Origin of the sequence: Kitasatospora sp. NBC_01302 (assembly GCF_035976515.1) — a bacterium.
Taxonomy (GTDB): domain Bacteria; phylum Actinomycetota; class Actinomycetes; order Streptomycetales; family Streptomycetaceae; genus Kitasatospora.
Genome location: NZ_CP108404.1, coordinates 440,715 through 466,807, shown reverse-complemented (window position 1 = coordinate 466,807; position 26,093 = coordinate 440,715). Strand labels below are relative to the sequence as shown.

Genomic DNA, 26,093 nt, shown 5'->3' with positions numbered 1-26,093 from the left:
CGGTAGGCCGACATCACCGGGCCCGGACTCAGCCCCCGGCCAGTGAGCCGGCCGCTGCCTGGGCCACCGACTGCACCAGGGAGATCCCGTCCGACTCGCTCTGATTGCCGTCCGAGAGCGCCGCGATCAGCAGTTCGTGCCCGTTCCGCTGGACCGTCCCGATGCTGTTGATCACCCACAGGCCGGTGTCCGACCGCGGCAGCCAGCCGTTCTTCACCGCGTAGTCGCTGCCGCTCGCCGCCGCGCTCACGCCCCACCGCTGGTCGCTCTCCACCTGGTCGAGCAGCCCCTGGAGGTAGCTGCGCGAGGCGGCCGAGAGGAGGGAGTCGCCGGTGAAGACCTGGCGCAGCAGCCGCACCTGGTCGTCGGCGGTGGTCGAGGTGAGGCCCCAGTAGCCGTCCGTGCCGCCCGAGGTGGCGGTCAGCCCGAACCGGGCGTTCGCCGCGTTCAGGCCGCTGTCCTGGCCGATCTCGTTCCACAGGGCGGTCGCGGAGTCGTTGTCGCTGTTCTCGATCATCGCGGTGGCGAGGCTCTGCTGCGCGGCGGTCAGCGTGGCGCCCTGGTCCTGGGCCTGGAGCAGCAGCGTGGCCAGGATGTCCACCTTGACGATGCTGGCGGTGGCGAAGCCGTGCCCGGGTGCGCCGTAGCTGAGCGACTGTCCGGTGCTCAGGTCGGTGACCGAGACCGAGACGGCGCCGCCGGCCTGGGCGACGGCGCTGCTCAGCGCGGCGTCAGCGACCGGGGCGACCGGGGCGACCGGGGCGGCGGGTGTGGTGGGTGCGGTGGGCGAGGCGGGGGTGGTCGCGCTGACCGGAGCGGTGGGGGCGGTCGGGCCGGCCGGGGCGCTCGTCGAGGGCTGTGCCGACGGTGGCGTCGAGGGCTGCGTCGAGGGCTGCGCCGACGGTGGCGTCGAAGGCCCGGCGGAGGGCTTCGCAGGCACGGACGCGGGCACCGACGGGCGCGCGGAGGCGGGGGAGGAGGTCGAGTCGGCCACGGCGGACATTCTCGGGCGACTCTCGGCAGAACGGAAATGCCCTTGCAACGGCGCGGAGATGAGCGCCGCGGCGGCGAGGACGCTGACCGGGCTCAGCCACCTCGGCAGGGAGACACTTCGCATCGACATGCCCACGACGCTAGGCAGCGCCGCTTTGAGCAGTCTGAGGGCAGCATGGGCATTTCCTCACACTTGGACCTGACCGGCCGCCAGAAGGATCAGGTTCCGGGCCTCCTCGCAACTCCTGGGCGGTATCGCCATAATCGGCTGACCGGATCCTGACGGGACCCGTCGAGCTCCACGACCGCCCGAGGAGGACGGATGACGTTACGCGACGAGCTCGTGGCCCGCGCGGTCGCGCTGCAGCCGCTGCTGCGCGAGCACGCCGCCAGGACCGAGGCCGACCGGCGGGTGCCGCAGGAGGTGGTCGAGGCGATCACCCGGGGGGGCCTGTTCCGGCTCGGCACCCCCCGTCGCTACGGCGGCCACGAGGCCGGGATGCGCACCCTGCTGGAGGTCTCCGCGGCCCTGGCGGAGGGCGACGGGTCCATCTCCTGGGTGGTCAGCCTGGTCAACGCCTGCACCTGGGTGGCCGGCCTGTTCCCGGTCCAGGCCCAGGACGACGTCTTCGGGGCGGATCCGGACGCCCGGGTGACCGGGGTGCTCGCCCCCACCGCCACCGCGCTCGCGGTCGACGGCGGCGGTTGGCGGGTCAGCGGCCGCTGGTACTACAACTCCGGCTCCTGGCAGGCGACCTGGGCCGTGCTCGGGGTCCCGCTTACCGACGCCGCCGGCGAGGTCGTCGACCAGGCCGTGGTCCTGGTGCCGCGCGAGGACCTCCAGGTGGAGGACACCTGGTTCGTCGCGGGCATGAAGGGGACGGCGAGCAACTGCCTGGTGGCGTCCGAGGTCTTCGTTCCGGCGCACCGGGTGCTGTCGGTGCCCGCGGCGGTCGCGGGCGAGTTCGCCACCGAGCAGAAGGACGAGCCGTTCTACCGCTCCGGCTTCGTGCCGGTCCTCGCGCTCACCCTGGTCGGCCCCCAACTGGGCCTGGGCAAGGCGGCACTGGACCACGTGCTGGCGAACGCCGCCCGCAAGCCCGTCGCGAACACGGTCTACGGGACGCAGGCCGAGTCGGTCGCCCTCCAGCTGAAGCTCGCCGAGGCGGCGCTGAAGGTCGAGACCGCGCGGCTGCACGCGGAGCGGACCGCCGACGCGATCGACCGGGCCGCCGCGCAGGGCGGCTACCCGGACCCGGCCGAGCGCGCCCACTTCCGCGCGGCCACCGCCTGGGCGGTGCAGAACACCCTGGAGGCCATCACCATCCTGCTCGACGTCCACGGCGCCGGCGCCTTCGCCGAGACCAGCCCCCTGCAGCGGATCTGGCGCGACGCCAACACCGCGGGCCGCCACGCGCTCGCCGTCCCCACCGTCGGCTACGAGGTCTACGGCAAGTCCCTGCTCGGCATCGACGACACCATCACCCCCCTCGTGTGACCCCACTCTCCTCAGGAGCCCCCGCCATGCGCATCGCCAACCTCGACAACCGCCTGGTCCTGCTGACCGACGACGCCTCGGCCGTCGACGTCGAACGGGCCAGCGAAGGCCGCTTCTCCAGCGACCCGCAGCAGGTCTACGCCCAGTGGGCCGCGTTCCGCGCCTGGGCCGCGCAGGCCCGGTTGCCCGAGGGCACCCCGTTCGACGCCGCCGCGCTGGGCTCCCCGGCCCCGCGTCCCGGACAGCTCCTCGGCATCGGCCTCAACTACCGCGCCCACGCCGACGAGACGGGCTTCACCGTTCCGGACACGCTGCCGCCGGTGTTCACCAAGTTCGTCTCCAGCATCACCGGACCGGTCACCCGGGTCCGGCTGCCCGAGGGCGGCCACACGGACTGGGAGGTCGAACTCGTCGTCGTCATCGGCGCCCAGGCCCGCCAGGTCGGCGCCGAGTCCGCCTGGCAGCACGTCGCGGGCCTGACCGCCGGTCAGGACCTGTCCGAGCGCATTACCCAGATGGCCGGCCCCGTACCGCAGTTCAGCCTCGGGAAGTCCTTCCCCGGCTTCACCCCGATGGGTCCGTGCCTGGTCACCCCGGACGAGTTCGCCGACCCCGACGACCTGGAGCTCGGCTGCGCCGTCAACGGGGAGAGCGTCCAGAAGGGCCGCACCCGGGACCTGATCTTCTCCGTGCCCGCGCTCGTCGCCAAGCTCTCCGCCATCCTCACGCTCCAGCCCGGCGACGTCATCTTCACCGGCACCCCGGCCGGTGTCGGCCTCGGCCGCACCCCGCAGCGGTTCCTGGCCGACGGCGACGAACTCGTCAGCCGGATCAAGGGCATCGGCGAGCTGCGGCAGACCTTCCACCACTGAACGCGGCACCGCACCACCACCGTTACAGGAAGCACCGTTCAGTGAGTACTACGCCGACCTGGACTGCATCCGCGAGGACCAGCTGTGGACGCCGGAGGTCTTCGAGGGGGCCCGGAGCATGTACAGCTGGGGTCCGCCGCCCCCGCCCTCCTTTCTCGCCCCCGAGGACCTGGCCGACCTGATGACCGGCTCGCACACCTGACCCCCGGCCCCGTCCCCGCCCGCAGTCGGCCCCCGACCGGCCTGCGGCGTGCGCGAGTACGCCGAGGAGCATCCCGAGCTGTTCACCGCGTGACGCCTTCCGCACGAGGGGCTCAGCCCGGGAGTTCGCCGCTGGTCCGCCTCGGCCAGATGCTGCCCCACGCGCCGGCCCCGCCCGTGTCCCGGCCCAGGCGCCGGTAGCCGGCGCCCACCGCCAGGGCGGCGGCGACCGACACCAGCCCGCCGACGGCGAGTCCGGCGCGGGCGCCGGAGTGCTGGGAGAGCCAGCCGATGAACGGCGCCACCAGCGGGGTCGTGCCGAGCGAGGCGAGTGCGTAGCCGCTCATCACGCGCCCGCGCATCGCGTCGGCGCTGCCGAGCTGGAGACGGGTCCTGGCGGCGTTCATCAGCAGGAGCATGGTCGCCCCGGTCGGCACGAGCAGGAGCAGGAAGGACGGGTAGGAGGGCATCAGGGCGGTCGCCGTCTCCAGCAGACCGAAGGCGATCCCGAAGGCCACCAGATCGTGCCGGGTGGCCGGCCGTCGCGAGGCCGCGGCCAGCGAACCGGCGACCGCGCCCAGGGCCAGTGCGGTGGGGCCCAGGCCGAAGGTTCCGGCCCGGGCGTGGAACGCCTTGGTCGCCATCAGCGCGGTGGTGATCTGGAAGTTCATGCCGAAGCCGGCGGCGAAGGCGACGAGGAGCAGCGGCAGGCCGAGGTCCGGGCGGTCGCGGACGTAGCGCAGCCCCTCCCGCAGCCCGCCGCCGCCGGCTCCGGGGGCGGTGCGGGTGTGCAGGGTGCCGGCCTTCGTGCGCAGCAGGACGGCGAGGACGACGGCGTAGGACAGGGCGTTGAGGAGGAAGGCGGGGCCGATGCCGAAGAGCCCGATGACCGGCCCGGCCAGCGCCGGGCCGGTCATCCGGGCGAGGTTGAAGGCGGTGCTGTTCAGCGCCAGCGCGTTGGGCAGGTCGTCCGCGCCGACGGCTTCGGCGATGAACACCTGCTGGGTCGGCTGGTCGACGGCCAGGGTCAGGCCCACGGCCAGGGCCAGGGCGTAGACGCTGCCCAGCGTCACGGTGCCGCTGACGGTGAGCAGTCCCAGGGTCAGCGCCAGCGAGCCCAGGGTGGCCTGGGTGATGAGCAGGATCCGGCGTCTGGGGTAGCGGTCGGCGAGGACCCCGCCGTAGGCGCCGAGCAGCAGCAGCGGCAGGAACTGCAGGGCCGTGGTGATGCCGAGGACCGTCCCGTCGCCGTGGGTCAGCTTGAGGACGAGCCAGTCCTGGGCGACCCGCTGTATCCACGTACCGGTGTTCGACACCGCCTGGCCGGTCGCGTAGCGCCGGAAGTTCGGATTGCGCAGGGCTCCGTGCAGCAGTCCGGGCCGTCGCGTGCCGGAGTGCGGTCGTGCTGGTGCGTTGCGGCCGATGGGCCGTCCCCATGTGGGCAAGTCCCCGTCCTCCACTGAGGGCCATGGCGAACACGAGTCTCCCGGCCGGGGCGTGCCTGACCTGGGCAGTGACGTGACGATGGCAGTGGCGGGTGTCCTTCGTCGTCCCGTCGACACCCGGGTCCTCCGTGTTGTATCAGGCCCTCCGGTAGCACCATGGGATCTTCATACTTACGCGGCGTGCCGCTGCGGCACTCGCGACGTCCGACGCCGCGTCGGACGCCGAGCGGCGTGTCGCCCACTGGTGCCGCGCCGGCCCCCGGCTGACACTGGGTCGGCCCGGCGCCGATCGCGCCCCGGGCCCGACCGGCGGATCGACGGACGGCGACGGACAAGCGACGGACAGGTGGTGCACAGTGGCGAGCAGTGTGGCCGAGCAGATGGTCGAGGTGCTCCGGCAGGCGGGCGTGGAACGCGTCTACGGCGTGGTGGGCGACAGCCTGAACCCCGTGGTGGACGCGATCCGCCGCACCGAGGGGATCTCCTGGGTGCACGTGCGCAACGAGGAGGCGGGCGCCTTCGCAGCCGCGGCGGAGGCCGAACTGACCGGGCGGCTCGCCGTCTGCGCCGGATCCTGCGGCCCCGGGAACACGCACCTGATCCAGGGCCTCTACGACGCCCAGCGCAGCGGCCTGCCCGTGCTCGCGCTCGCTTCGCACATCCCGTCCGCGCAGATCGGCACCGGGTTCTTCCAGGAGACCCACCCCGAACGGGTCTTCGTCGACTGCAGCGGGTTCTGCGAGATGGTCTCCAGCCCGGCGCAGCTGCCCCGGATCCTGCGGGTGGCGGTGCAGCACGCGCTCGGCGCGCGCGGCGTCTCCGTCCTGGTCTTCCCCGGCGACGTGGCCGCGCTGCCCGCGGCCCGCCCCACCGGCAGCGGCGCGTTCCTGACCGAGCGCGGCGTGCTGACCCCGCCACCGGCGCAAGTGGCCGAGCTGGCCGGCCTGCTGAACGGCGCCGACAAGGTCGCGCTCTTCGCCGGCGCGGGCGTGCGCGGGGCGCACCCCGAGGTGATGGAGCTGGCCGGCGCCCTGCTCGCCCCGGTGGGGCACTCGCTGCGCGGCAAGGAGTGGATCCAGTTCGACAACCCCTACGACGTCGGGATGAGCGGGCTGCTCGGCTACGGCGCCTGCCACGAGGCGCTGCACGAAGCGGACCTGGTGCTGCTGCTCGGCACCGACTTCCCGTACGACTCCTTCCTGCCGCAGGCCCGCACCGTGCAGATCGACCACGACGCGACCAGGCTCGGACGCCGCACGCCGCTGGAGCTCGCGGTGCACGGCGACGTGGCCGCCACGCTGCGGGCGGTGCTGCCCGCGCTGCGGCCCAGGTCCGACCGGAGCTTCCTGGACGGGCTGCTGGCCAAGCACCTCAAGGCGCTGGAGTCGGTGGTCGGCGCGTACACCAAGGACATCGCCGAACACCTGCCGATCCACCCGGAGTACGTGGCCTCGGTCCTGGACGAAGTGGCTGCCGCGGACGCGGTCTTCACCGTCGACACCGGCATGAACAACGTCTGGGCGGCCCGCTACCTGACCCCGAACGGGCGCCGCCGGGTGATCGGCTCCTTCCTGCACGGCTCGATGGCCAACGCGCTGCCGCACGCCATCGGCGCCCAACTCGCCGAGCCCGGGCGTCAGGTGGTCTCGATGTCCGGCGACGGCGGGATCGGGATGCTGCTGGGCGAGCTGCTGACGCTGAGCAAGTACCAGCTGCCGGTGAAGACCGTGGTCTTCAACAACGGCGCGCTCGGCATGATCAAGCTGGAGATGCTGGTGAGCGGCTACCCCGAGGCGGAGATCGACAACGGCGCGGTCGACTACGCGGCCATCGCCCAGGCGGCCGGGGTGCGCGGCTGGCGGGTCACCGAGCCGCGGCGGGTGCGCGAGGTACTGGCGCAGGCCCTGGCACACCCCGGGCCGGCCCTGGTGGACGTGGTGACCGACCCGAACGCGCTCTCCATCCCGCCGCACATCACAGCCGCCCAGCTGAAGGGATTCGCGCTCGCGGCGGGGCGCACCGTACTGGCGGGCGGGGTGGGCCGGATGGTCGACCTGGCGCGCAGCAACCTGCGCAACATCCCGCGCCCCTGAGCGGGGGTGCCGGGCCGCCTGCCGGGCGGGGGAGGGGCGGTCAACCGCCACGGGGGCCGAACGGTGGACGCCGCCGGGCGGGCGGAGCGCCAGGCTGGGAGTCGACGGAGCTGGTCGTGGTCGCGGACCGCGAACCGGATCCGCCTTCCTCCACCGACTCCGCGCGGTGCTGCCCGCCGCCCCGGGCCCGGCCGTGCCGTGACACGGCCGTCCGGGACGCGGCGCAGCACCGCTCCCCGAGAGGAGTTCACCCATGCGCAACACGCACAGGACGACGCGGTTCGCCGCCGCGGGCGTGGCCGGCGTTGCGGCGGCAGCCACCCTGGGCCTGGCCGGCACCGCGTCCGCGACGACCAGCGCCCGGACCAGGTACGTGCAGACCGCCAACGGGCAGGACCAACCCGCGGGCCAGGCCGGCAGCACCTCCGGGCCCACCAACGCCCAGACCAGGTACGTGCAGCTGCCCGACGGGCGCTACGTGGCCGTGGGCCAGGGCGGCAACCAGGCCCCGGCCACCAACGGGGTGCACTGCGCACCGCGCCCGCACCCCGGCCCGCATGGGCACCCCTGCCCGGGCCCGCACGGCCTGCCGCGGTGGATGCACGGCGCCCCGGCGGTGCCGAAGAGCTCCGCCGCCAAGCCGGCCCCGAAGCCCGCTGCGCACGCCGCCGCCGTCACGCACGCCGCGGTCACGCACGCTGCCATCACGGCCAAGCCGTCCGTGAAGTCGGTCCAGGCCTGGCACCAGTTCCACGTCACCGGGACCACCAGCGGCATCGCACCGGGCAGCACGATCACCCTGCAGCAGAAGCAGCACGGCAGGTTCGTGCCCCTGCCCGCCTCGATGCACACCAACCACCACGGCGCCTACCAGCTGAGGGTGGAGCTGGGCATCAAGGGGCTCAACGACCTGCGCATCGTCAGCGGCCACGTCGCCTCCCCGGTCTTCACCGTGTTCGTGCGCTGACCCCCCCCACCCGACACCCCCGCACGCGGTGTCCGGCCCGCACGGGCCGGACACCGCACGTCGACGGAGGCCTGCGTCCGGGACCCCGACCTTCGCATCGGCGCCGCCGAGTCCCGACGCCCACCGCCCGCCTCTGCCCGACCACCGAGGCAGCCACCTGAGGCCGCCCGTCAGCCCGATGCTGTCAGGTAGCCGCGGGAGAACCCGGCGGCGACGGCGGCCGCCCGGTCGCTGACGCCGAGTTTCGCGTACACGTGCAGCAGGTGCGTCTTGACCGTCGCCTCGCTGATGAACAGCTTCTGCGCCGCCTCGCGGTTCGTCGAGCCCCTGGCGACCAGCCCGAGGACCTCCAGCTCACGCTGCGACAGCGGCGCGGAGGCGGGCCTGCGCAGCTGCCCCATGAGGCGGGTCGCGACAGTGGGGGAGAGCACCGCCCGCCCCTGCGAGGCCGCCTCCACCGCGCGGAACAGCTCCTCCCTCGGCGCGTCCTTCAGCAGGTAGCCGGTGGCGCCCGCCTCGATGGCCGGCACCACATCGCTGTCGGTGTCGTACGTGGTGAGGACCAGCACCCGCGCCGGTACATCGCGTTCTGCCAGTTCCTTGATGGCGGCGACCCCGTCGGTCCTCGGCATCCGCAGATCCATCAGGATCACGTCGGGCCGCAGGCGCTCCCCGGCGGCGACGGCCTCCGCGCCGTCAGCGGCCTCGCCGAGCACCTCGAAGCGGGGGTCGGCACTGAACATGCCCCGCAGCCCGTCCCGTACCACCGGGTGATCATCGACGATCAACAGCCTGATCAATTCCCACCTCCCGCGGGGATGGCCGGTACGGTCGCTGAGATCGCCGTGCCGCCCCCTGGTTCCGACTCGACGGCCAACCGCCCCGCGAGGCGCTGCACCCGCTGCCGCATACCGGCGAGTCCGAAGCCCCCGTTCGTGGAACCGTTGGCCCGCTTGGTGTTCGGCTCGAAGCCCACCCCGTCGTCCCGCACGTCGAGGGTGACCAGGTCCTCCATGTAGGACAGGGTCAGGCCGACCCGGCCGGCTCGCGCGTGCTTGGCCACGTTGGCGAGTGCCTCCTGCGCGGTCCGCAGCAGCGCCACCTCGATGTCGGGGTGCATCGGCCGGGCGTCGCCGGTGGTGGTCAGCACGGCGTCGATCCGGTGGAGCGCCGACCAGCGCCTGGTCACCTCGCCGATCGCGTCCGGGAGCCGGGCCTCGGCGAGCACCGTCGGCTCGACCGCGTGGACCGTCCGGCGGGCCTCGGCGAGGCTCTCGCGGGCCAGGTTCGTCGCGTTCGTCATGTGCCGGTGCAACCTTGACGGCTCGTCCAGCGCCTGCTCGCCGGCCTGCAGCTGGGTGAGGATGCCGGCCAGGCCCTGGGCGAGCGTGTCGTGGATCTCCCGTGCCATCCGCTGCCGCTCGTCCAGCACCCCGGCCTCGCGGGCCCGGACCATCAGCTGGGCGTGCAGGCCGGCGTTCTCCGCCAGTGCGGCCTCCAGCTTGAGGTTGGCCTCGCGCAACTCGACGAGCGCCTGCTTCTGCTTGCCGTTGCGGTGGTCGGCCATCTCGACGAAGTAGGAGAGCACCCCGGCCAGCAGCGAGGAGATCAGGCCGACGGCCAACCACGCCCACCACAGGTGGGCGTGGTCGATCCCGGCCACCCCGCCCATGAAGGCCACCGCCGAGATCATCGCCGTGACGGCGACGCCGACGTAGCGCCGGCGGCCCGTCAGACGCTGGAACGCCTGGGGGTAGCCGACGAAGGCGAACAGGCCGTACCAGGGCGCGATCGCCACCAGGCCTGCGGCCAGCGCCATCAGTCCGGCGTAGTACAGACCCGTCGGTGAACTCACCGAGCCCGGTGAGCGGTTCCGGCGCCACTCCGGGCGGAGCGGGTGGAACCAGAGCATCCAGAGCGCGGCCGCAATCGACAGCCCCAGCACCGTCGAGAAGTGCTCCGGCGTCCTCCGGATCAGCTGCAGCAGCGTGATCGTGACGCTGATCGCCAGCAGGACGTACGGCAGGACCTTGAAGGTCGCCGCCTCCTTGCGCTCCCAGCGGTCGAACTCCTCACGCAGCTCGGCCTCGATGCTCACCAGCTACTCCCAGCGGAAGTATCGTGCAGCCAGCCCGCCGGCCACGATCGTCCACCCCAGCAGGACGGCCAGGTACGGCAGTTGCGGCCAGTGACCAGCGGTGGTGTCCTGCAATGATTGCACGCCGGCGCCGAGCGGCGTCAAGTCGCTGATCGTCCGCAGGGCGTCGTTCATCCTGGCGCGCGGCAGCCAGAGGCCGGCGAAGAACACGAGAGGGAAGAACACGAGGGAACCGATCGCGCCGGCGCTCCTGCCGGTCGGCGCGAGCGAGGCGACGAGCAGACCGATCGCGAACATCGCCAGCGCCACCAGCAGGAAGGTGACCAGGAAGCCCGGCAGTTGCCGGGGCAGGCCCACGTCGAACGCCAGCCGGCCGATGACGAGCATGACGACCGTCGTCACCGTGGACAGGACGGTGGCCATCAGCAGCTGCGCGCCGATCATGACCCCCGGCCTGACCGGAGTGGTCCGCATGCGCCGTAGCACGCCCTTCTCCCGGTAGGTGGCGAACAGCTGGGACAGACCGCTCAGCGCGAACAGCGAGATGCCCATCGCGACGATGACCGGCAGGTACACGTCGATCGGTCGCATGGTGCCGAAGGCCGCGCTGGGTTGCCGCATCGACGGGACGCAACCGAGGACGACGAGCAGGATCGGGGCGAACGCGAGCGCGAAGAACACCACGATCGGCTCGCGGAGGAACAGTCGGGTCTCGGTCGCGGTGAGCCGGAGCAGGGGGGACATGGCGGACTCCTCAGGACTCGATGGGGCGGCCGGTGAGCGCGACGAACGCGTCGTCCAGCGAGGTCTGCTCGACCCGCAGGTCGGCCGCGGTGATCTGGTGGCGGGCTAGCACGCTGGTCACGGCGAGCAGCAGGTCTCCCGTGCCCGTCACGACGAGCTGGCTGCCGGCCCGCTCGACGCAGGTGACCTCGGGCAGCACGGTCAGCAGGGCCTGGTCCAGCGGCCCGGACGGCCGGAACCGGACCCGCTGCCGGTCGTCGACCCTGGAGACCAGCCCGGCCGGGGTGTCGATCGCGACGACGCGGCCGGAGTCGATCACGGCCAGCCGGTCGCAGAGCCGTTCCGCCTCCTCCATGAAGTGTGTGACCAGCAGGATCGTCACGCCCCGGTCGCGGATGTGCTCGATGAGACCCCACACGTCGCGGCGCGCCTGCGGATCGAGGCCGGTGGTGAGCTCGTCGAGCACCGCCACCTTCGGGTTGCCGACCAGCGCGAGCGCGATCGACAGCCGCTGCTTCTGCCCGCCGGACAGCCGCCGGAACTGCGTGCCGAGCTTGCTGGTGAGGTCCAGGACCTCGACCAGCTCCCGCCAGTTCGCCGGGCGCCGGTAGAAGGAGCTGTACAGCTCCAGCGCCTCCCCGACCCTGAGCTTGTCGGGCAGCTCGCTCTCCTGGAGCTGCGCGCCGAGCACCTGCCGCAGCTCGCCGTTGTCGCGCTGCGGGTCGATGCCGCAGACCCGGACGATTCCGCCGTCCGGGCTGCGCAACCCTTCGATGCACTCGACGGTCGTGGTCTTGCCGGCCCCGTTGGGGCCCAGGATGCCGAAGATCTCGCCCGGCTCGACGGCGAAGCCGACCCCGTTCAGCACGGTGCTGTCGCCGTAGCGCTTGACGAGGTTCTCCACCTCGATGATTGCCATACGAGGAGCGTGTCAGTGGGCACGGGTGTGCCGAATCGACTGTACGGCTGGGGTTGGGGCGCAGCCCGGTGGATGCCTGCATCAACCGATCGGTGGATGGGGGGAGTCAGTAGCCGGTCATCGGTCGGTCCCCGCCGTCAGCGGTTGAGGAAGGAGTGGCTGTGGCCGAGCCGGGTGAAGCCGCGGCGGGCGTACCACGCGCGCGGCCAGTCGTTCGCGTCCGCGAGGAGGAAGAGCTGCGGGATCCCGGCAGCGGCGGCCAGCGCCAGGCCGGTGGCGAGCAGGGTGTCACCGTGGCCCTGTCCACGGTGCGGCGTGGCCGTGACCAGGTCCTCCAGCTGGGCCAGCCCGGTGGTCCGGTCGAGGTAGAGGTCGGCCCAGGCCGCGATCTGGCCGTCCGGTGCCCGGGCGGCCAGGAAGAGCACCGTGTCGGCGCCGCGCAGCCGGGCGGTGCGGCGCTCGGTGAGCTGCTGGGCGAGGTCCTCGTCCGGGGTCCACTCCTGCTGCTGGCGGAACACCGCCGCTCGCAGCTCGGCCAGCTCGACCGGGTGCGCGGCGCGTGCGGGCAGCGCGTAGCCGGCCGTCTCCCGGGCCATGACCAGCTCGGTGTCCCGCTCGTAGCCGGCCGCCGCCAGCACCGGGGTGGCTCGCGTGCCGAACACCTCGTCGAGCACGGTGATCCGGTACTGCCGACGCGGCCCGAGGCCCTGCACGGCCAGCCCCGGCAGCGCCGCCGGGTCGGCGTCCGAGGCCTCGACGATCAGTTGGTTGTGCTCCTGAGAGCGGGAGAAGCCAGGGTCGCGAACCGCGAAGGCCCCGGACAGCTCGACGAGTTCAGCGGCCTGACGGCGGGCGAAGGCGGCGCGGAAGGCGGTCACGCGCTCAGGCAGATCCGACACCCCGTCATGGTTCACCCGCCCGCTGCCGCAGGCAACAGCTTTTCGCGGCTGCCGCCGGCCGTCTCCCTGACCGGCGGGAACCCGGTGTGCAGGCCACTCGACCGAGCACGGCCCGGCACCGCCCCGGCGGCGCCGCCGGGGCCTGGCGGCACCCCCCACCGCCGGCCGGGGAATCCCGGCGCCGCCCCGGCCGTGGGGACATGCTCGCGCCCCGAGCGCCCCGAGCGCCCCGAGCGCCCCGAGCGCCCCGAGCGCCCCGAGGGCTGCGGGCGGACCGCGGCCGTCGGGGGTTCCGTCACGTCACCCGGTGGTCGGTAGGCCGATCGGGTTGACCGAGGGGAGTTCGGCCCGGCAGCGGGTGGCGATCGGGCGCAGCGCGGCGGCGAGTTGGTCCAGTTCCCGTCGCTGGAAGCCGGCCCAGATGCGGGAGGCGCAGAGGTCGGTGGCGGCCTCCAGGGTGGCGTGCCGGGCCCGGCCCTGGGCACTGATCGTGCCGTCGGGGTTCAGCCACCCGCGCTCGACCAGCCGTGCCGTGGCGGCCTCCCACTCCTCGTCGCTCCAGCCCCTGATCGGCTGGAGCGTCTCGCGCGGGATGTCGAGCGAACAGCGCACGACCAGGGCCTCGCAGCCGTCGAGGCCCTCGGCCACCAGCGCCGCCACGTGGCCGTCGCCCCGGTGCTCGCGCAGCACCGTGGTGGCGTGCCACAGCCGGGCGAGGTGGCCGTCCGGGCGTGGCAGGGCCGCGTTGGCGGCGGCCAGTACCCGCCCGCCGCAGTCGAGTTGGTCGAGCGCGCGCTCCAGCAGGTCGACCGAGCGCTCGATGGACTCCGGGTCGACCGTCTCCAGGAGCCGCTCCAGCGCCGCCGTCGAGCCCGACAGCCTGGCCTTGAGGGCGGTGTCCGGGTCCGCCGACTCCCAGATCGCGGGCAGTGCCCGTTCGACCATGACCGGGGCGAAGTTGAAGAACGCGGCGATCACCGGTGGCGCGTCCACCGGGCCCAGGGGAGCGGAGCGTCCTGCGAAGTAGCCGCGCCAGAAGCCGCGCAGACCGGCGGACTCGAAGGCCTCGCGGCCCTCGGGCGTGAAGTAGGTCACGGCGTGGATCGGCTCGAACAGCCACCACAGGGCGCGGGCGGGGTGCACAACCTCGGACATCGGAAGCCTTCCGTCGGAGCGGGCCGCGACGGTCACGGCCCCGTGGCGCGGGTGGCCGACGACCGCGCCGCTCGCGCCAAGGGGGTTGATTACCCCGGCCGGCGGCGGACAATCGGCCGCGCCGGCGGTGGCGTGGGCGATGCACCGCCGGCGCGCGCCGGGGCTCGGGCCGGAGCTGGGGCCGGGGCCCGGGCCGGGGTGGCTGGTGCCAGGCCCCGCCACCGTCAAGGAAAGGGGAATTGACGGGTGGTCGGCGCCGGGGAATCCCGGGTCGGAACGCGTTGTCAGTGCCCCACCATAGTGTGGAACCAACGTCGGAGGGGGCGCCGGAAAGGCGTCGAAAAGTGCGTTGGGAAAAGGGGTACAACCATGTCTGCGAAGAGGATCAAGCACAAGGTCAACCACGTTTCGCTCGTGGTCGACAATTCCGGCTCGATGCACCGTCACGAATCGCAGCTCATTCGCGTGGTGGACGAGTTCGTGAAGGGCCTTCAGGAGGAGTCCGACCGGCTCGGCCACGAGACCCGCATCAGCCTCTACGCATTCGACCACGAGGTCAGGAATCTGGTCTGGGACATGGACGTCAAGCACCTGCCGTCGCTGCGCGGCCTTTACGAGGTCAACAATGGTGCGACGGCGCTGATCGAGGCCGCCGTGAAATCCATCGACGACCTGAAGAACATCTGGGAGGAGTACGGGGAGCACTCCTTCCTCCAGGTCGTCGTCACCGACGGCGAGGAGAACGCGTCCGGCTTCTCGGAGAGCGGCCAGATGCACATCCGGATGGCCGGCAACCGGGGCACCAGCGTCCTGCGCACGTGGATAGGCCGCATCAAGGGCGCCATGGACAGTCTCCCCGACCACTGGACCTCGGCGATCCTGGTCCCGAACTCCCTGGCCAAGCGCACCGCTCAGGAGTACGGATTCCCGGCGGGCAACATCGCGATCTGGGACGCGGACTCCAGCAAGGGCGTCGAGGAGGCCATCGGCACCGTCAAGGCGGCGGCCACGAGTTTCCTGCGCGGCCGGGAGAAGGGCGTGCGCGGCACCAAGAACCTGTTCGCCATGGGGCAGGACCTGAGCACGGCCGAGGTGAAGGCCAATCTCGATGCCCTGGACACCGGCACGTACATCCTGATCCCGGTCGACCAGCAGTCGCCGATCCGCGATTTCGTCACCCGCGCCGGGCACACGTACCGGACCGGCTGCGCCTTCTACGAGCTGTCCAAGCGCGAGAAGATCCAGGGCAGCAAGCAACTCGCCGTCGCGGAGAAGGACCTGACCACCGGTCGGATGACCGGCAGGGTGTTCTCGGGCCCGGCCGCCCGCCGGCTCCTCGGCCTGCCGGAGTCGGAGGCCACGGTGAAGCCGGGCGACAATCCGGCGTACACGGTGTTCGTCCAGTCGACCTCCGTCAACCGCAAGCTGGTGCCGGACACCAAGCTGCTCGTCCTCCTGTAGCCGAGAGCTGGTGCTGCCCGCGCGGCCGCCCCCGGAGCTTCCCAAGGGGGCGGTCTTCAGGCGGCGCAGCCTGTGCCGACGCCGGATGCGTTGCTGAAGCGCCGGATCACGCGTCGGGACACGCCAGGCGCGGGCCTACAGCCAGCGGTCGAACCAGGCGCGGATTCGCCGGAGGGCGTCGAGCTGATGGGCGCGCTCGTCGAGCCCATGGCCCTCGCGGGGATAGACGACGAACTCGTGCTCGACCCCGAAGTGGCGCAGGGCGCGATGGAAGTGGATCGCCTGGCCGAGCGGAACAATGGTGTCCTCTTCGCCGTGCAGGATCAGCACCGGGGTGCGGATCCTGGAGGCGTAGGAGATTGGACTGTGCCGGTCGTGGACGTGTGGACCCGGGCCCTCCCACCCGGTGCTGCCGCCGAGGGCCGCGTCGAGGATCCCCCAGTCGCCGGTCCCGGCCTGCATGCCCCAGTCGCTGATGCCCGCACCCATGATGGCGGCCTTGAACCTGTCCGTACGCGCCGTCGCCCAGGCCGCGACAAAGCCCCCGTGGCTCCATCCGGAGATTCCCAGGCGCTCGGGGTCGGCGACTCCCTCTGCCACCAGCAGGTCGATTCCGCTGAGAATGTCGGTCCACTCGTCGCCGCCGACCGCGCCCGCGACCATGGCGGCGAACGCGTGGCCGTGCCCCGAGCCGCCTCGGGGGTTGGGCAGGAAGACCGCGTACCCGGCGGTCGCCAGCCACTGGCCGCAATCGACCGGATTGAGGGTGAATTCGTCGGCATGGCGGAAGTAGGGGCCGCCATGGACCAGGGTGACGAGCGGAAAGGGACCGTTGTCCCTGGTACGGCCGGCCGGCAGGATCAGCAGGCCGTCCAACGGGATTCCGTCGGCGGCCTGGTAGCCGAGGCGCTGCTGGACGCCCCAGCGGATCCTGCGCAGTTCCGGCGCGGTGTCGCTGAGCCGGACCAATGGTCCGCCGGTGGGTCCCGCATGGACGTTCTTGGGCTCGTACGCCGTGCTCGCGAGCAGGGCGACGGTTTCCCCGGAGCGACTCGCGGTGAGCCCGGCGAGCATGCCGGGGGCGGCGGACACCTGGTGGAACCGCAGGGACTCCGGGTCGAGCCGGTACAGCGCGGTGTCCAGCCCGTCGGCGCACAGCGCGAGCGGGGGCCCGTCCGCGACCTGCACCAGCTCGGTCGGGCAGACGGACATGCCGACGGTGAGGTTGCGGTGTTCGACGGCCGGGCCGGTCGGCGGCGGCACGGTGTCGATCACGGCGAGCCCGCCGATCAGGTGCGCAGGAGGCTCTGCCAGGGGCGCAGGAGTCACTGCCAAGTAGGCCAGATGCCAGAGACCGTTCTGGTTCCACCAGGCCGGGGACTGAGCCTCGGCCCCGACCGGACCCAGGTCGCGGACGCCTGCCGAGCCCGGGTCGACCAGGTGCAGTTCCGCCGTCCTGGCGCCCGGGTCGAGCTCAGGGCTGGACCAGCTCAGCACCGCCAGCGGGCCGCCGTCCGGCCGCTGGGCCAGCTCGACCACGTGCCGGTCGCCGAGGCCGTCCACGGTGCGGAGTGCGCCGGTCTCCAGGTCGAGCAGGCGCAGCCGGGTGGCGGGAAGGTGCCGGCCCCAGACCTTGGCGTCGTCGCGCTCGGCCTCCCGGCGTTCGTCCTCGGCGGTGGGTTCGTCCTCGGCGAGCAGGGCGACGGTGCGGCCGTCGAGGAGCGGGCAGTGGTCGGAGATGCCGCCGCGCCAACTGGTCAGGGCCTCGGCCTTGGTGGTGTCCTCGCTGCCATGAAGGCGGATCCGCTGGAGTTGGGCGGTGCCCTGCTCCTCGCGGTCGGAGGTGAAGAAGAGGGCGGCCGAGTCCGGCGCCCACTTCGGGGCGAGGTCGCGGGCCGTGCCGTCGGTCAGCCTGCGCGGGGATGTGCTGCCGTCGGCGGCGGTGACCCGGACGGACCCGTGCGGACGCCCGTCCCGTCCGCCGTTCGCGACCACTGCGTGGGCGACCAGGCGGCCGTCCGGCGAGATGGCCGGTGCCACGGCGGCGGCAACGTCCACCACCAGGTCGGCGGTGAGCGGATCGGTCGGTTCGGGAGTCGGCTGCGGTGCGAGGTGCGGCATGCGGGCTGCCTTTCGCTCGTGAGGACGACAGGCGGACATCGTGTCGCACGACCGGGTCGGCGTCAGTCGGAATGCGGAGAACGGTCCGCCTGAGTTCGGCATCGACCGCTCGGCGGGCGATCACCGTCGCCGTGCGCGCGGGGAGCCGGACTACGTGCGCCGCCGCTGCTGCGCCTGGGCGTGAACGCCGACCCGACGACCGAGCCGGTCAGGCTCCGCCAGGCAGGGCCCAGCACCGCGGCATCGCTGCTGACCACGTGGACCACCGAACGGACGACTCGGTTTTGCGGCAGGGCCACGTCGTTTCCTCGACGTGTCTCGACAGGTACAACAGCTGGGCGGTGGTGGATCGTTCCCGATGCGGATGTGACATTTTGCCCAGCCTGTCGACCTGTCACAGCACCCCGCGAACGCTCCATACTCCAGAGCCTGACGAACCGACGAGTGAAGGAGCAGCAATGAGCGCAGCGGCAGCAGCAGGGACCTGGAAGCTCGGGGACCTGGAGGTGAACCGCGTCGGATACGGCGCGATGCGGCTGACCGGCAACGGCGTGAAGGGGAACTCCGACGGCACACCGATCGACCGCGACGTCGCCGTCCGCCTGCTGCACAGCGCGTTCGAGCAGGGCGTCAACCACATCGACACGGCCGCCTTCTACTTCTCGCCCCTGCGGTCCGCGAACGAGCTCGTCAACCGCGCCCTGGCCTCCTGGCGCGGGGACGTGGTCGTGGTGACCAAGGTCGGCCCGGGGCGCGACCCCTCCGGCGAGTGGCTCACCATGGCCCGTCCCGACCAACTGCGCGGCCAGGTCGAGGAGAACCTGCGCCAGCTCGGCCGGGACCACCTGGACGTGCTGAACCTGCGCCGCAACGGCCCCGGGACGGCCTCGATCGCCGAGCACTTCGGCGCCCTCGCCGAGCTGCGCGAAGCGGGCCTGGTCCGGCACCTCGGGCTCTCCAACGTCAAGCCGGAGCACGTGGCCGAGGCGCAGGCGATCGCGCCGGTGGTCTGCGTGCAGAACTCCTACGGCCTGGACTGGCGTCGCGCCGACGAGAGCGGAATGGTGGACCTGTGCCGGGAGCAGGGCATCGCCTTCGTCCCGTTCTTCGCCATCTCGGGGCTGCGACGCGAGGCGGTCCCGGCGCAGGAGCAGGACGCGCGTGTTCACACCGTCGCCCGCGCCCACGGTGCGACGCCCGCCCAGGTCCGGCTTGCCTGGACCCTCCACCGCGGTCCGCACGTGCTGGCCATTCCCGGCACCGCGAACCCGGCGCATCTCAGCGAGAACATCGCCGCCGGCGCCCTGCGCCTGACGGAGGAGGAGCTGACCCTCCTCGACAAGCCGGCCGGGACCGACGCCTGAGGCGGCGATGTGACGGACCGTTGTACCGCGCGGGATTTCAGCCGGACGGCGTGACCGGGGACCACCTGCCGAGCCACTGCTCGGCGCCCCAGGCCTCGAACCGCTCCACCTCGGTGAACCCCAGCTTCGCCGCGAGACGCATCGAGCCGAGGTTGGCGCTCTGGGTGGCGAGCACCACCGGTTCGCCGGGAAGCGCGTCGGCGAGCCAGCCGAGTGCCGCCGCGCACGCCTCGGTGGCGTACCCGGATCCCCACGCCCGCGGCAGGAACAGGTAGCCGAGACTGGCCTTCCCCGCGGCAGCCGGGCGATGGGCCTCCACTGCTCGCCTGAGCAGGATCTGGCCGATCATCGACCCGTCGAGCTCGACGACGAAGCTCCCGGGCCACGGCTCGGGCACCGCGGGCATCTCGCGCTCCAGCTCCTCCCGCGGCCGGGGGCCGCCGAGAAAGGTGTGCACCTCCGGCGAGGCGAGCAGCTCGATGAATGCCGCCCGGTCCCGGGCCTCGGGCGCACGGAGCACGAGCCGCTCGGTCGTGATCGGCTCGGGCGGCCACGTTATGGATCCCAGATCTCCCATCCGCGCACGCTAACACGTGGTCGAACCGACCGGACGCGACAGCTACTGGGCGACCGGCGGGCTCATCCGGACCTCGTCGCCGCAGATGGTGATCTGGGCCGGCTTGCCGTTCCGGTCCACCACCGGGACCCGGACCACGGTGGCGTCACCCGGGGCGGCGACATCGGCGGATTCGGCGGTGACCAGGCAGTTGCCGCTGTCTGGGCCCTTGCCGTTCAGCTCGGAGTAGCGCAGGGCGATCACCGCCTTCCGGCCCGCGCCCAGCGTCACCGCAGCAGGGGTGCCCTTGCCGACTCCGAGGGCCTGCGGCCCCTTGCCCACGTGGAATTCGAGCTTCGGGTAGCCGGCCAGGGTGCAGCTGTCGGAGCCGGAGTTGAGGGCGACGAGTTCGGCGTTCGCCGGGTCCTTGGCGTCGGTGCTCGCATCGGCGAGGTTGGTGAGGGTCCACTTCAGGTTCTGCGCGGAGCACTTGGCGGCCTGCGGGCCGCCCGAGCGCGTCGGAGCCGTGGCACCGGCCGGTGTGGCGGAGCCCGGAGCCGTGGCCCGGGCGGGCGTGGCCGACTGGCCCGCGACCGGCGTGACGGCCGCCGGTGCAGGGGCCGCCGGTGCCGCGGACTGGCCCGCGATCGGTGCGGCGGACACGGGTGCGGCGGATGCCGGCGCGGCCCCGGCGGCCTTCGCCGGGCCGGCCGTCGAGCTGGAACCGCAGGCCGTCAGGCCGAGACCGGCCAGCAGCGCGGAGGCGGAAACCGTCAACAGGAAACGCGAGCGCATGGGGATCCCCCCGGATCATCGGAACAGCCGAGGGGCCACCTCTGCCCGGGGCCCGGCTGTGCGTACTCGGAGGAGAGGACACAGCGCAGGACCCGTCCGGTTCCGCCTGGATGAGAATTTCCTGAGAGGGATTCAGAAGTCTTTCGGCCCACCGTCATCGGCCGATCCCCGACCCACCGGTGTGTACGGGCATCCACCGCGGAACCTGGGGGCGCAGCACCCATGTGATCTTCGCCCCCGGCTGAGATCGTTGCGGGGGCCGCACGTTGGCCGGCCGCCATGACCGGTTCGCGGGGACGCGTGAAGAAGGGCCGCAGATGAGCAGTGACATCGGTTCCACCGTCGGGGCCGTGGGCTCCCTGGCGGCGGTCGCCGAGCTGTTGGTGGGACTCTCCGGCCAGTTGGAGCGGTGGCAGGCCGAGTTGGCGCTGGCACAGGCGCAGGTGAGGTCCCTGACCGAGCAGAACGAGCGTCGCCGCCGGGAGGAGGGCCGCCCGGCGGTGCTGACGTGCGAGGAGGCTGTCCGCCTGGTGGTGGCCGTGCTCGCCGAGGGTGCGCAGTGCGTCTGCCATGTCCGCACGTCCGACACGACGTTCCTGGACCGTCTGAGAACGCGGGGTGCGGTCTGGCCGTCGCCCCGGCTGGCCGTGCGGGAGTTGCTCAGCTGCCCGGCGAGCCTGGCGGGGACGATGGTGCCGGGGGAGGACGGTTGCCTGGTCAGGACGGTCTGGACCGAACTGGACGAGGTCCTCATCATCGACGAGGCCATCGCGCTGATCCCCGCACCGGGCGCGGTCCAGGTCACCGTGGTCCAGCAGCCGCCCTTGGTACGGCAGTTGGCGCTGTTCTTCGAGGCCACCTGGGCGCAGGCGGTGCACCCGCAGGAGTCGGCGCCGATCCCGGGCACCGAGGTGGAGCTCAAACAGCGGATCGTCCGGATGCTCGCGGAGGGGGCCAAGGACGAAGCGGTGGCCCGGCGGCTGGGGATCTCCCTGCGGACGTGCCGACGCCATATCGCGGAGATCCTGCACCAACTGGGCGCCTCGAGCCGGTTCCAGGCCGGAGTCCGAGCGGCCACGCTCGGCGCCGTCCCGGCCCTGGGCCGACGCTAGTGCCGCGTTAGGCAGCCTTCGCCCTCGGCCCACAACGCGCTCGAAGGGCGAAATCCCCTGTACGTGTTCCGCGCCGTACGAGATGCTGCCGGGCATGATCGAGCGTGACTTCGCGATCCGGGTGGCTCAGGAGGATCTCGACCGCAGGTACTCGGGGCGGTTGCTGGTGGCCGGGGTCGAGGAGCACGAACTCGTCTGGATCATCTCCTACCAATCCGCGGATCACCTCCGCACGGGCGACCCGGGCCAGCTCCTGGGCGGCAACGGCCCGTACCTGGTGGATCGCCTCGACGGGAGTCTCCACCAGATCGGACCGGTCGCCGCGGTGAGTGGCGCCTGGGAGCTGGACTACCGGACCCGTATCCGGAAGATGACCACCCGCACCGCAGTGGACGACCTGCACGAGGCGATCCGCCAGGCGGCCGCGGCCAACGGAAGAATCAGCGCCATGCACCAGCTGCGACAGCGAGTCCGGACACTCACCCACGCACAGGCCGTCGAATACGTCACCGCCCTGCAGGCCGGCACCGCACCAGCGCACCTGGTGGACCTCGCTACCAGCACCCTCGTTCCGCCCCTCGATCCGGTCCTCAGCATCCGCACCATCCGCAGCACGGGCTTCACCCAGGAGAAGGCCGACCGCTAATCAGAAGATCAAGACCTGGCGTGGCGTGGCCGCCCGCCACGACCAGGCTCACGAGAGCCGGGAAGGGTGGATCATGGCGGACCCGGAGTTCAGTGTGCTGCTGACCGGGGTCAGCGACAGGAGGGTGGACGTCGTCCGGGGCGTCCGTAACTGGGCCGGTGGATCCAGGGCCCTGTGAAGCACAGTACTGGCCGGCGGAGAACTGCCGCGCGAGCTCGCCGAACCACTGAACCCGACGACGTGAAGAGACTGGTCAGCACCGCCGGACGGCCCGGCCTGCTCGGCTATCGCCGTTCGCGCCACCGAACCCAGTAGTCGACCCCGTCGACCCGGTACCGGTCCCCGTCGTCGTAGCGCCACTCGGCGACCAGCAACCGTGCGCCTGCGGGCGCTTGCCGGTGCGGGGTGAGCAAGGCCGTCAGCTCGTCGTACCGGGCGTCGACGCCGCCGTGGCCGGGGTGCCGCTCAAAGCCAGCGGTGCCGTCCTCGTACCGCTGGTTCCACTCGACGAAGAGTGCCCACTGCTCCCGCTCCAGCCCGGCCAGCGCCGCGTCCGCCGGCCACACGAAGTACTCGTCCGGTGCAACGGCGAGGTCGACGTCATGGCACCGGAAGTAGTGGGGCACTCCGCCCACGCCGACGAGCCCGCCGCGGGGACCGTCGTACCAGTCCAACTCGCTGGACACATGCTCGAACCCGTCGGCGGCCAACTGCCGCTCGTCCCAAACCTCAGCCACCGGGGCAGGCTACCGGCAGCCGCATGTCACCGCGTCGGCGGGCTCGGCCCAGGTGCACACCGCCGTCGCCCACGCCGGTGTCCCGCTCGGGGCCGGAGTGTCGCCCAGCCCGCCGGTGAACAGGTAGCGGTGGCTGACCGTGGTGAGATGCCCCAGGACGCCGAGGCAGTCGTCGACGAAGTGCGTGAGGCCCGACCGCGTGCAGATCGGGGCCTTGTCGGCACGCTCGCGAACGAACTGCAGGTTCGCGGTGGGGATGCCGGTGCGACGGAAGAACTCGTGGTGGTGCAGCCACGCCCGGGTGTTCGCGGCCACCTTCGGGCCGGCCTTCGAGATCAGTGCACCCGTCCCTCGAAGGGCTCCGCCGTCAGCCGGGCCAGGACTTCGAACACGCCCTCCACCGCCGGAGTCAGCAAGGGCTGCGAGCCGAAGAACGAGGTGTCCTCGCCGGCGGCGACGCGGTCGACGATCACCCCGCCCACGTCCACCCCGAGCATCGACAGCACGTACGCGCCGGGCGCCACGGCCGGCGACCCTGGCCTTCGGCGGAGCAGCACCTCATCCCCAGGTCGCACACGGACGCCCGCCGCTGCCCCCGACAATGGGCCGATGGCCACCATCTCCCGAACTCCGTTCACGGCCCCTGGCAGACAGGGCCGGGGACCGTGGCGCGCGCTCGCAGAAGTGAGCGGCGGCGCGCTGCTGATGGTCCTGACCGATCAGATCGTGCGGAGATCGGGCTCGTTGGGCGGCATCCAGCTGCTCCTCGCCGTCGCCGCCCTTGCCCTGCTCGCCGGCCGCCGTCGCTTTCCCACGACGAGCCTGCTGGGCATCTCCGTCGTCGTGGGCCTGCTGCCCACCGCCGCCGGGCTGCCGGCCGCCGTGGTCGCGTACACCACGGCCAGGCACCTGGTGACTCCTCGGCGCCGCATCGTCGTGCTGCCCGCCTCGGCCGTGCTGGCGATGCTGGCGTGTGCGGCGTTCGCCCCGGTCATCGGGATCGGGCGCCATGCGTTCGGGCTCGCGCTCGGTGCCGTACTCGCCGCAACCACCCTGGTGGTGCCGGGACTTCTCGGCATCTCGAGCGGACAGGAGGAGCGGCTGCTGCGGGCGCTTCGGGAGAGGGCCGCCGCCGCGGAGGGGGCCCGCCTGCTCGCGGAGAGCGAGTCCCGGATCCAGGAACGGTCCCGGATCGCCGCCGAGATGCACGACCTGATCGGCCACCGGCTCAGCGTGATCTCGCTGCACACGGGTGGCCTGGAGATGGCCCTGCAGAAGGAGTCGCCCGAACTGCGCGACGAGGCGGTCCTGGTGCGCCGGGCCGTCGCGGAGGCGATGCGGGAGCTGCGTGAAGTGCTCGGTGTCCTGGGCCCGTTGGGACGGGACACCGGGACCGACGCGCTGACCGACACGACGGGGACCAGGTCAGACGTCGAGGCGCTGGCCGAGGAGTCGCGCAGCGGCGGCATACCCGTCGAGCTCACCTGGGACGGCCCGGACCTGAACGACCGCGCGGCCCAGGTGCGGCGTGCGGTGCACCGTGTGGTGCGCGAGTCGCTGACCAACGTGCACCGGTACGCGGCCGGGGCCCAGGTCACCGTGGCGGTCACCCACACCGACCGCCGGGTGGACGTGCGGGTGCGCAACGAGCCGCCGCCCGTGGCCCCGCAGGCGGGGACCGGCCTGGGCTCGGGGCGCGGCCATGTCGGGCTGCGGGAACGGGTCGCACTGCTCGGCGGCACCCTGGAGGCGGGCCCGACGCCGTCCGGCGGCTTCGCGGTGACGGCACGGATCCCGGCGCGGCCGGACCCGGGAGCGCGCCGGGCCGTCACGGGCGCTCCGTCGCCCGAACCGATGCGTGAACCGTCGCCCGAACCGATGCCCGAATCGTCGCCCGGACTGCCGTCCGCGCCGCGCCCCGGCCTCTCGCCCACCGCTGTCCAACGCCGTGCCGTCAACGCCCTCAGCGGGCTCCTCGGCCTCATGGGCGTGGGTGTGATGATGCTGTGCGGCCTCCTGCTGGTCGCTCACGCGTTCCCGGCACCCGATCCCGTTCCCGGCGCTCGCGATCAGCAGCCGCCCCGGATCGGGATGCCGCGCACGACGGTGCAGCAGGCCGTGTACGACAGCTCGGAGGCGCGCGCGGCGGCGACGGGTCACGAGCCGGCCCACGCGCAGTCCGTGACGAGCTGCATGTACTCGACGGCGTCGTTCGGCGACTCCACGCCGCCGGCCGGGGACAGCGGCCGTGCGGACTCCGCCGCCGCGGGCACCGGGCAGGATCCCGACCGCCTCGGCATCACCCGCTACTGCTTCCGTGGCGATACGTTGGCCACGATCGACCGCTTCACCGTGCCCATGGTGTCGCGCACAGCACCCTGGGAGTCCCCGTGACCGACCTGCCCGCTCGCGACCACCGCCCGATCCGGGTCCTGCTCGCCGACGACGAGGAGCTGATCCGGCACGGCGTGCGGCTGATCCTGCGTCATGCCGAGGGCATCGAGGTGGTCGGCGAGGCGGTGAACGGCGAGGAGGCCGTGCGGGTCGCCGCTGAGACCCGTCCCGACGTGGTCCTGATCGACATCCGGATGCCCGTGCTCGACGGGCTCGCCACGATCGAGCGCCTGCTGGCCCTGCGCTCCCGGCCGCAGGTCGTCATGCTCACCACCTTCGGCGACGAGAAGAACGTGACGCGGGCGCTGCGGTCCGGCGCCACCGGCTTCCTCCTCAAGGACGAGGGCCCGCAGGAGCTGATCAGCGCGGTCCGGGCCGCCGCCGCGGGCGACGCCGTCCTCTCGCCCAAGGTCACCCGCGCCGTCATCGGGCGCATGCTCGACGCGGATCCCACCCGGCCGGGACCTGAGGGGGCGTCAGCACCGCTCTCCGCCTCGGTGCCCGAGCAGCGGCTGGCGGCGCTCACCGGCCGGGAGCGCGACGTCCTGACGCTGCTGGGCCAGGGCCTCGCCAACGCGGAGATCGGGCGTCACCTGGGCATCGGCGTGGGCACGGTGAAGACCCACGTCAGCGCCGTCCTGGTGAAGACGGGCACCGACAGCCGGGTCCAGGCGGCGGTCCTCGCCTACCGGACGGGGCTGCTGGACTGAGCGGGGCGGCTGCCGGACCGAGCAGCCGTCCCCGCACGCCGTCTCTGCCGGAGGACAGAGACGGCCGTCCGCCCTGAGGACTACGCACGCCCCCGGCCCCGACCTTCGACAGACGCCTCATCCACACCCTGAGGCCGACGGTTCGACAGCACGGCGCTCCGAGGATGAGAGGAAGCCACCGAACCTCCTCCCCCCTCCTCCCCGCGACTCCGGAGCCGACATGTCACCCGAGGCCACCCGCGCCCGCTCGCTCCTGCGCCCACGAGGTGTGCGTGCGACGGCCATCGCTCCCGCCGCGCCGGGACCGCGGGCC

24 protein-coding genes and 1 pseudogene are annotated in these 26,093 nt (G+C 72.6%); 11 read left to right on the top strand and 14 right to left on the bottom strand.

The features are described from left to right. Positions 1-28: 28 nt before the first annotated feature. Complete coding sequence (locus OG294_RS02220; RefSeq protein WP_327064656.1) at positions 29-994, bottom strand: serine hydrolase; 966 nt, start codon at positions 992-994, stop codon at positions 29-31. A 321-nt stretch (positions 995-1,315) separates the two neighbouring features. On the opposite strand from OG294_RS02220, the gene OG294_RS02215 reads away from it, so the two are divergent. The 3 genes and pseudogenes from OG294_RS02215 to OG294_RS02205 form a co-directional block, all read left to right on the top strand. Further along, entirely contained in the window at positions 1,316-2,491 is a 1,176-nt protein-coding gene (locus OG294_RS02215; RefSeq protein WP_327064655.1) for an acyl-CoA dehydrogenase family protein, read from the top strand. A 26-nt stretch (positions 2,492-2,517) separates the two neighbouring features. Then, entirely contained in the window at positions 2,518-3,363 is an 846-nt protein-coding gene (locus OG294_RS02210) for a fumarylacetoacetate hydrolase family protein (RefSeq protein ID WP_327064654.1), read from the top strand. Between the two features lie 37 nt (positions 3,364-3,400). Continuing rightward, a pseudogene (locus tag OG294_RS02205) lies at positions 3,401-3,565 on the top strand (VOC family protein); the annotation flags it as partial. Between the two features lie 112 nt (positions 3,566-3,677). Here the strand turns inward: OG294_RS02205 and OG294_RS02200 are convergent. Continuing rightward, positions 3,678-5,009: an MFS transporter gene (locus tag OG294_RS02200; protein ID WP_327064653.1), complete on the bottom strand. Its 1,332-nt coding sequence runs from the start codon at positions 5,007-5,009 to the stop codon at positions 3,678-3,680. 380 nt (positions 5,010-5,389) lie between these two features. Between OG294_RS02200 and OG294_RS02195 the strand changes: the two genes are divergently transcribed. Together OG294_RS02195 and OG294_RS02190 are read left to right on the top strand one after the other, a co-directional pair. Next, the gene (locus tag OG294_RS02195) at positions 5,390-7,102 is read left to right on the top strand and encodes a pyruvate dehydrogenase (protein ID WP_442789303.1); all 1,713 of its coding nucleotides are present in this window, start codon (positions 5,390-5,392) and stop codon (positions 7,100-7,102) included. A 253-nt stretch (positions 7,103-7,355) separates the two neighbouring features. Then, complete coding sequence (locus tag OG294_RS02190) at positions 7,356-8,069, top strand: hypothetical protein (protein WP_327064651.1); 714 nt, start codon at positions 7,356-7,358, stop codon at positions 8,067-8,069. 170 nt (positions 8,070-8,239) lie between these two features. On the opposite strand, the gene OG294_RS02185 is transcribed toward OG294_RS02190, so the two are convergent. The 6 genes from OG294_RS02185 to OG294_RS02160 form a co-directional block, all read right to left on the bottom strand. Continuing rightward, positions 8,240-8,869, bottom strand: a complete 630-nt coding sequence (locus OG294_RS02185; protein WP_327064650.1) for a response regulator transcription factor — start codon at positions 8,867-8,869, stop codon at positions 8,240-8,242. Continuing rightward, on the bottom strand, positions 8,866-10,167 hold the full coding sequence (locus OG294_RS02180; RefSeq protein WP_327064649.1) for a sensor histidine kinase: 1,302 nt from the start codon (positions 10,165-10,167) through the stop codon (positions 8,866-8,868). The genes OG294_RS02185 and OG294_RS02180 overlap by 4 nt, the downstream gene beginning before the upstream one ends. Before the next feature lie 3 nt (positions 10,168-10,170). Continuing rightward, complete coding sequence (locus tag OG294_RS02175; RefSeq protein WP_327064648.1) at positions 10,171-10,911, bottom strand: ABC transporter permease; 741 nt, start codon at positions 10,909-10,911, stop codon at positions 10,171-10,173. A 10-nt stretch (positions 10,912-10,921) separates the two neighbouring features. Further along, positions 10,922-11,830: an ABC transporter ATP-binding protein gene (locus OG294_RS02170; RefSeq protein WP_327064647.1), complete on the bottom strand. Its 909-nt coding sequence runs from the start codon at positions 11,828-11,830 to the stop codon at positions 10,922-10,924. A 137-nt stretch (positions 11,831-11,967) separates the two neighbouring features. Then, positions 11,968-12,729: a GNAT family N-acetyltransferase gene (locus OG294_RS02165; RefSeq protein ID WP_327064646.1), complete on the bottom strand. Its 762-nt coding sequence runs from the start codon at positions 12,727-12,729 to the stop codon at positions 11,968-11,970. A gap of 300 nt (positions 12,730-13,029) precedes the next feature. Then, entirely contained in the window at positions 13,030-13,884 is an 855-nt protein-coding gene (locus OG294_RS02160; RefSeq protein WP_327064645.1) for an SCO6745 family protein, read from the bottom strand. 369 nt (positions 13,885-14,253) lie between these two features. Between OG294_RS02160 and OG294_RS02155 the strand changes: the two genes are divergently transcribed. Beyond that, positions 14,254-15,345, top strand: a complete 1,092-nt coding sequence (locus OG294_RS02155; protein ID WP_327064644.1) for a vWA domain-containing protein — start codon at positions 14,254-14,256, stop codon at positions 15,343-15,345. Between the two features lie 135 nt (positions 15,346-15,480). On the opposite strand, the gene OG294_RS02150 is transcribed toward OG294_RS02155, so the two are convergent. Then, entirely contained in the window at positions 15,481-17,466 is a 1,986-nt protein-coding gene (locus OG294_RS02150; protein WP_327064643.1) for a S9 family peptidase, read from the bottom strand. Between the two features lie 458 nt (positions 17,467-17,924). Here OG294_RS02150 and OG294_RS02145 point away from each other — a divergent pair, with 458 nt between their 5' ends. Beyond that, on the top strand, positions 17,925-18,830 hold the full coding sequence (locus OG294_RS02145; RefSeq protein WP_327064642.1) for an oxidoreductase: 906 nt from the start codon (positions 17,925-17,927) through the stop codon (positions 18,828-18,830). Positions 18,831-18,867: 37 nt separating this feature from the next. On the opposite strand, the gene OG294_RS02140 is transcribed toward OG294_RS02145, so the two are convergent. Continuing rightward, positions 18,868-19,407: a GNAT family N-acetyltransferase gene (locus tag OG294_RS02140; RefSeq protein WP_327064641.1), complete on the bottom strand. Its 540-nt coding sequence runs from the start codon at positions 19,405-19,407 to the stop codon at positions 18,868-18,870. A 42-nt stretch (positions 19,408-19,449) separates the two neighbouring features. Continuing rightward, the gene (locus OG294_RS02135; protein WP_327064640.1) at positions 19,450-20,163 is read right to left on the bottom strand and encodes a DUF4232 domain-containing protein; all 714 of its coding nucleotides are present in this window, start codon (positions 20,161-20,163) and stop codon (positions 19,450-19,452) included. 335 nt (positions 20,164-20,498) lie between these two features. Between OG294_RS02135 and OG294_RS02130 the strand changes: the two genes are divergently transcribed. Both OG294_RS02130 and OG294_RS02125 read left to right on the top strand, forming a co-directional pair. Continuing rightward, complete coding sequence (locus OG294_RS02130) at positions 20,499-21,293, top strand: helix-turn-helix transcriptional regulator (protein ID WP_327064639.1); 795 nt, start codon at positions 20,499-20,501, stop codon at positions 21,291-21,293. Between the two features lie 94 nt (positions 21,294-21,387). Further along, positions 21,388-21,939, top strand: coding sequence for a YrhB domain-containing protein (locus tag OG294_RS02125; protein ID WP_327064638.1), 552 nt, complete (start codon positions 21,388-21,390; stop codon positions 21,937-21,939). Positions 21,940-22,223: 284 nt separating this feature from the next. Here OG294_RS02125 and OG294_RS02120 read toward each other — a convergent pair whose 3' ends face one another. Genes OG294_RS02120 through OG294_RS02110 form a run of 3 tightly spaced genes read right to left on the bottom strand, consistent with a single transcriptional unit; the run spans position 22,224 to position 23,200 of the window. Then, the gene (locus OG294_RS02120) at positions 22,224-22,676 is read right to left on the bottom strand and encodes a hypothetical protein (RefSeq protein ID WP_327064637.1); all 453 of its coding nucleotides are present in this window, start codon (positions 22,674-22,676) and stop codon (positions 22,224-22,226) included. Between the two features lie 9 nt (positions 22,677-22,685). Next, the gene (locus OG294_RS02115; protein WP_327064636.1) at positions 22,686-22,991 is read right to left on the bottom strand and encodes a hypothetical protein; all 306 of its coding nucleotides are present in this window, start codon (positions 22,989-22,991) and stop codon (positions 22,686-22,688) included. Positions 22,992-23,011: 20 nt separating this feature from the next. Further along, on the bottom strand, positions 23,012-23,200 hold the full coding sequence (locus tag OG294_RS02110) for a hypothetical protein (RefSeq protein ID WP_327064635.1): 189 nt from the start codon (positions 23,198-23,200) through the stop codon (positions 23,012-23,014). A gap of 85 nt (positions 23,201-23,285) precedes the next feature. Here OG294_RS02110 and OG294_RS02105 point away from each other — a divergent pair, with 85 nt between their 5' ends. Together OG294_RS02105 and OG294_RS02100 are read left to right on the top strand one after the other, a co-directional pair. Continuing rightward, positions 23,286-25,070, top strand: a complete 1,785-nt coding sequence (locus OG294_RS02105; protein ID WP_327064634.1) for a histidine kinase — start codon at positions 23,286-23,288, stop codon at positions 25,068-25,070. Beyond that, on the top strand, positions 25,067-25,780 hold the full coding sequence (locus OG294_RS02100; protein ID WP_327064633.1) for a response regulator transcription factor: 714 nt from the start codon (positions 25,067-25,069) through the stop codon (positions 25,778-25,780). The genes OG294_RS02105 and OG294_RS02100 overlap by 4 nt, the downstream gene beginning before the upstream one ends. The last annotated feature ends 313 nt before the right edge of the window (positions 25,781-26,093 follow it).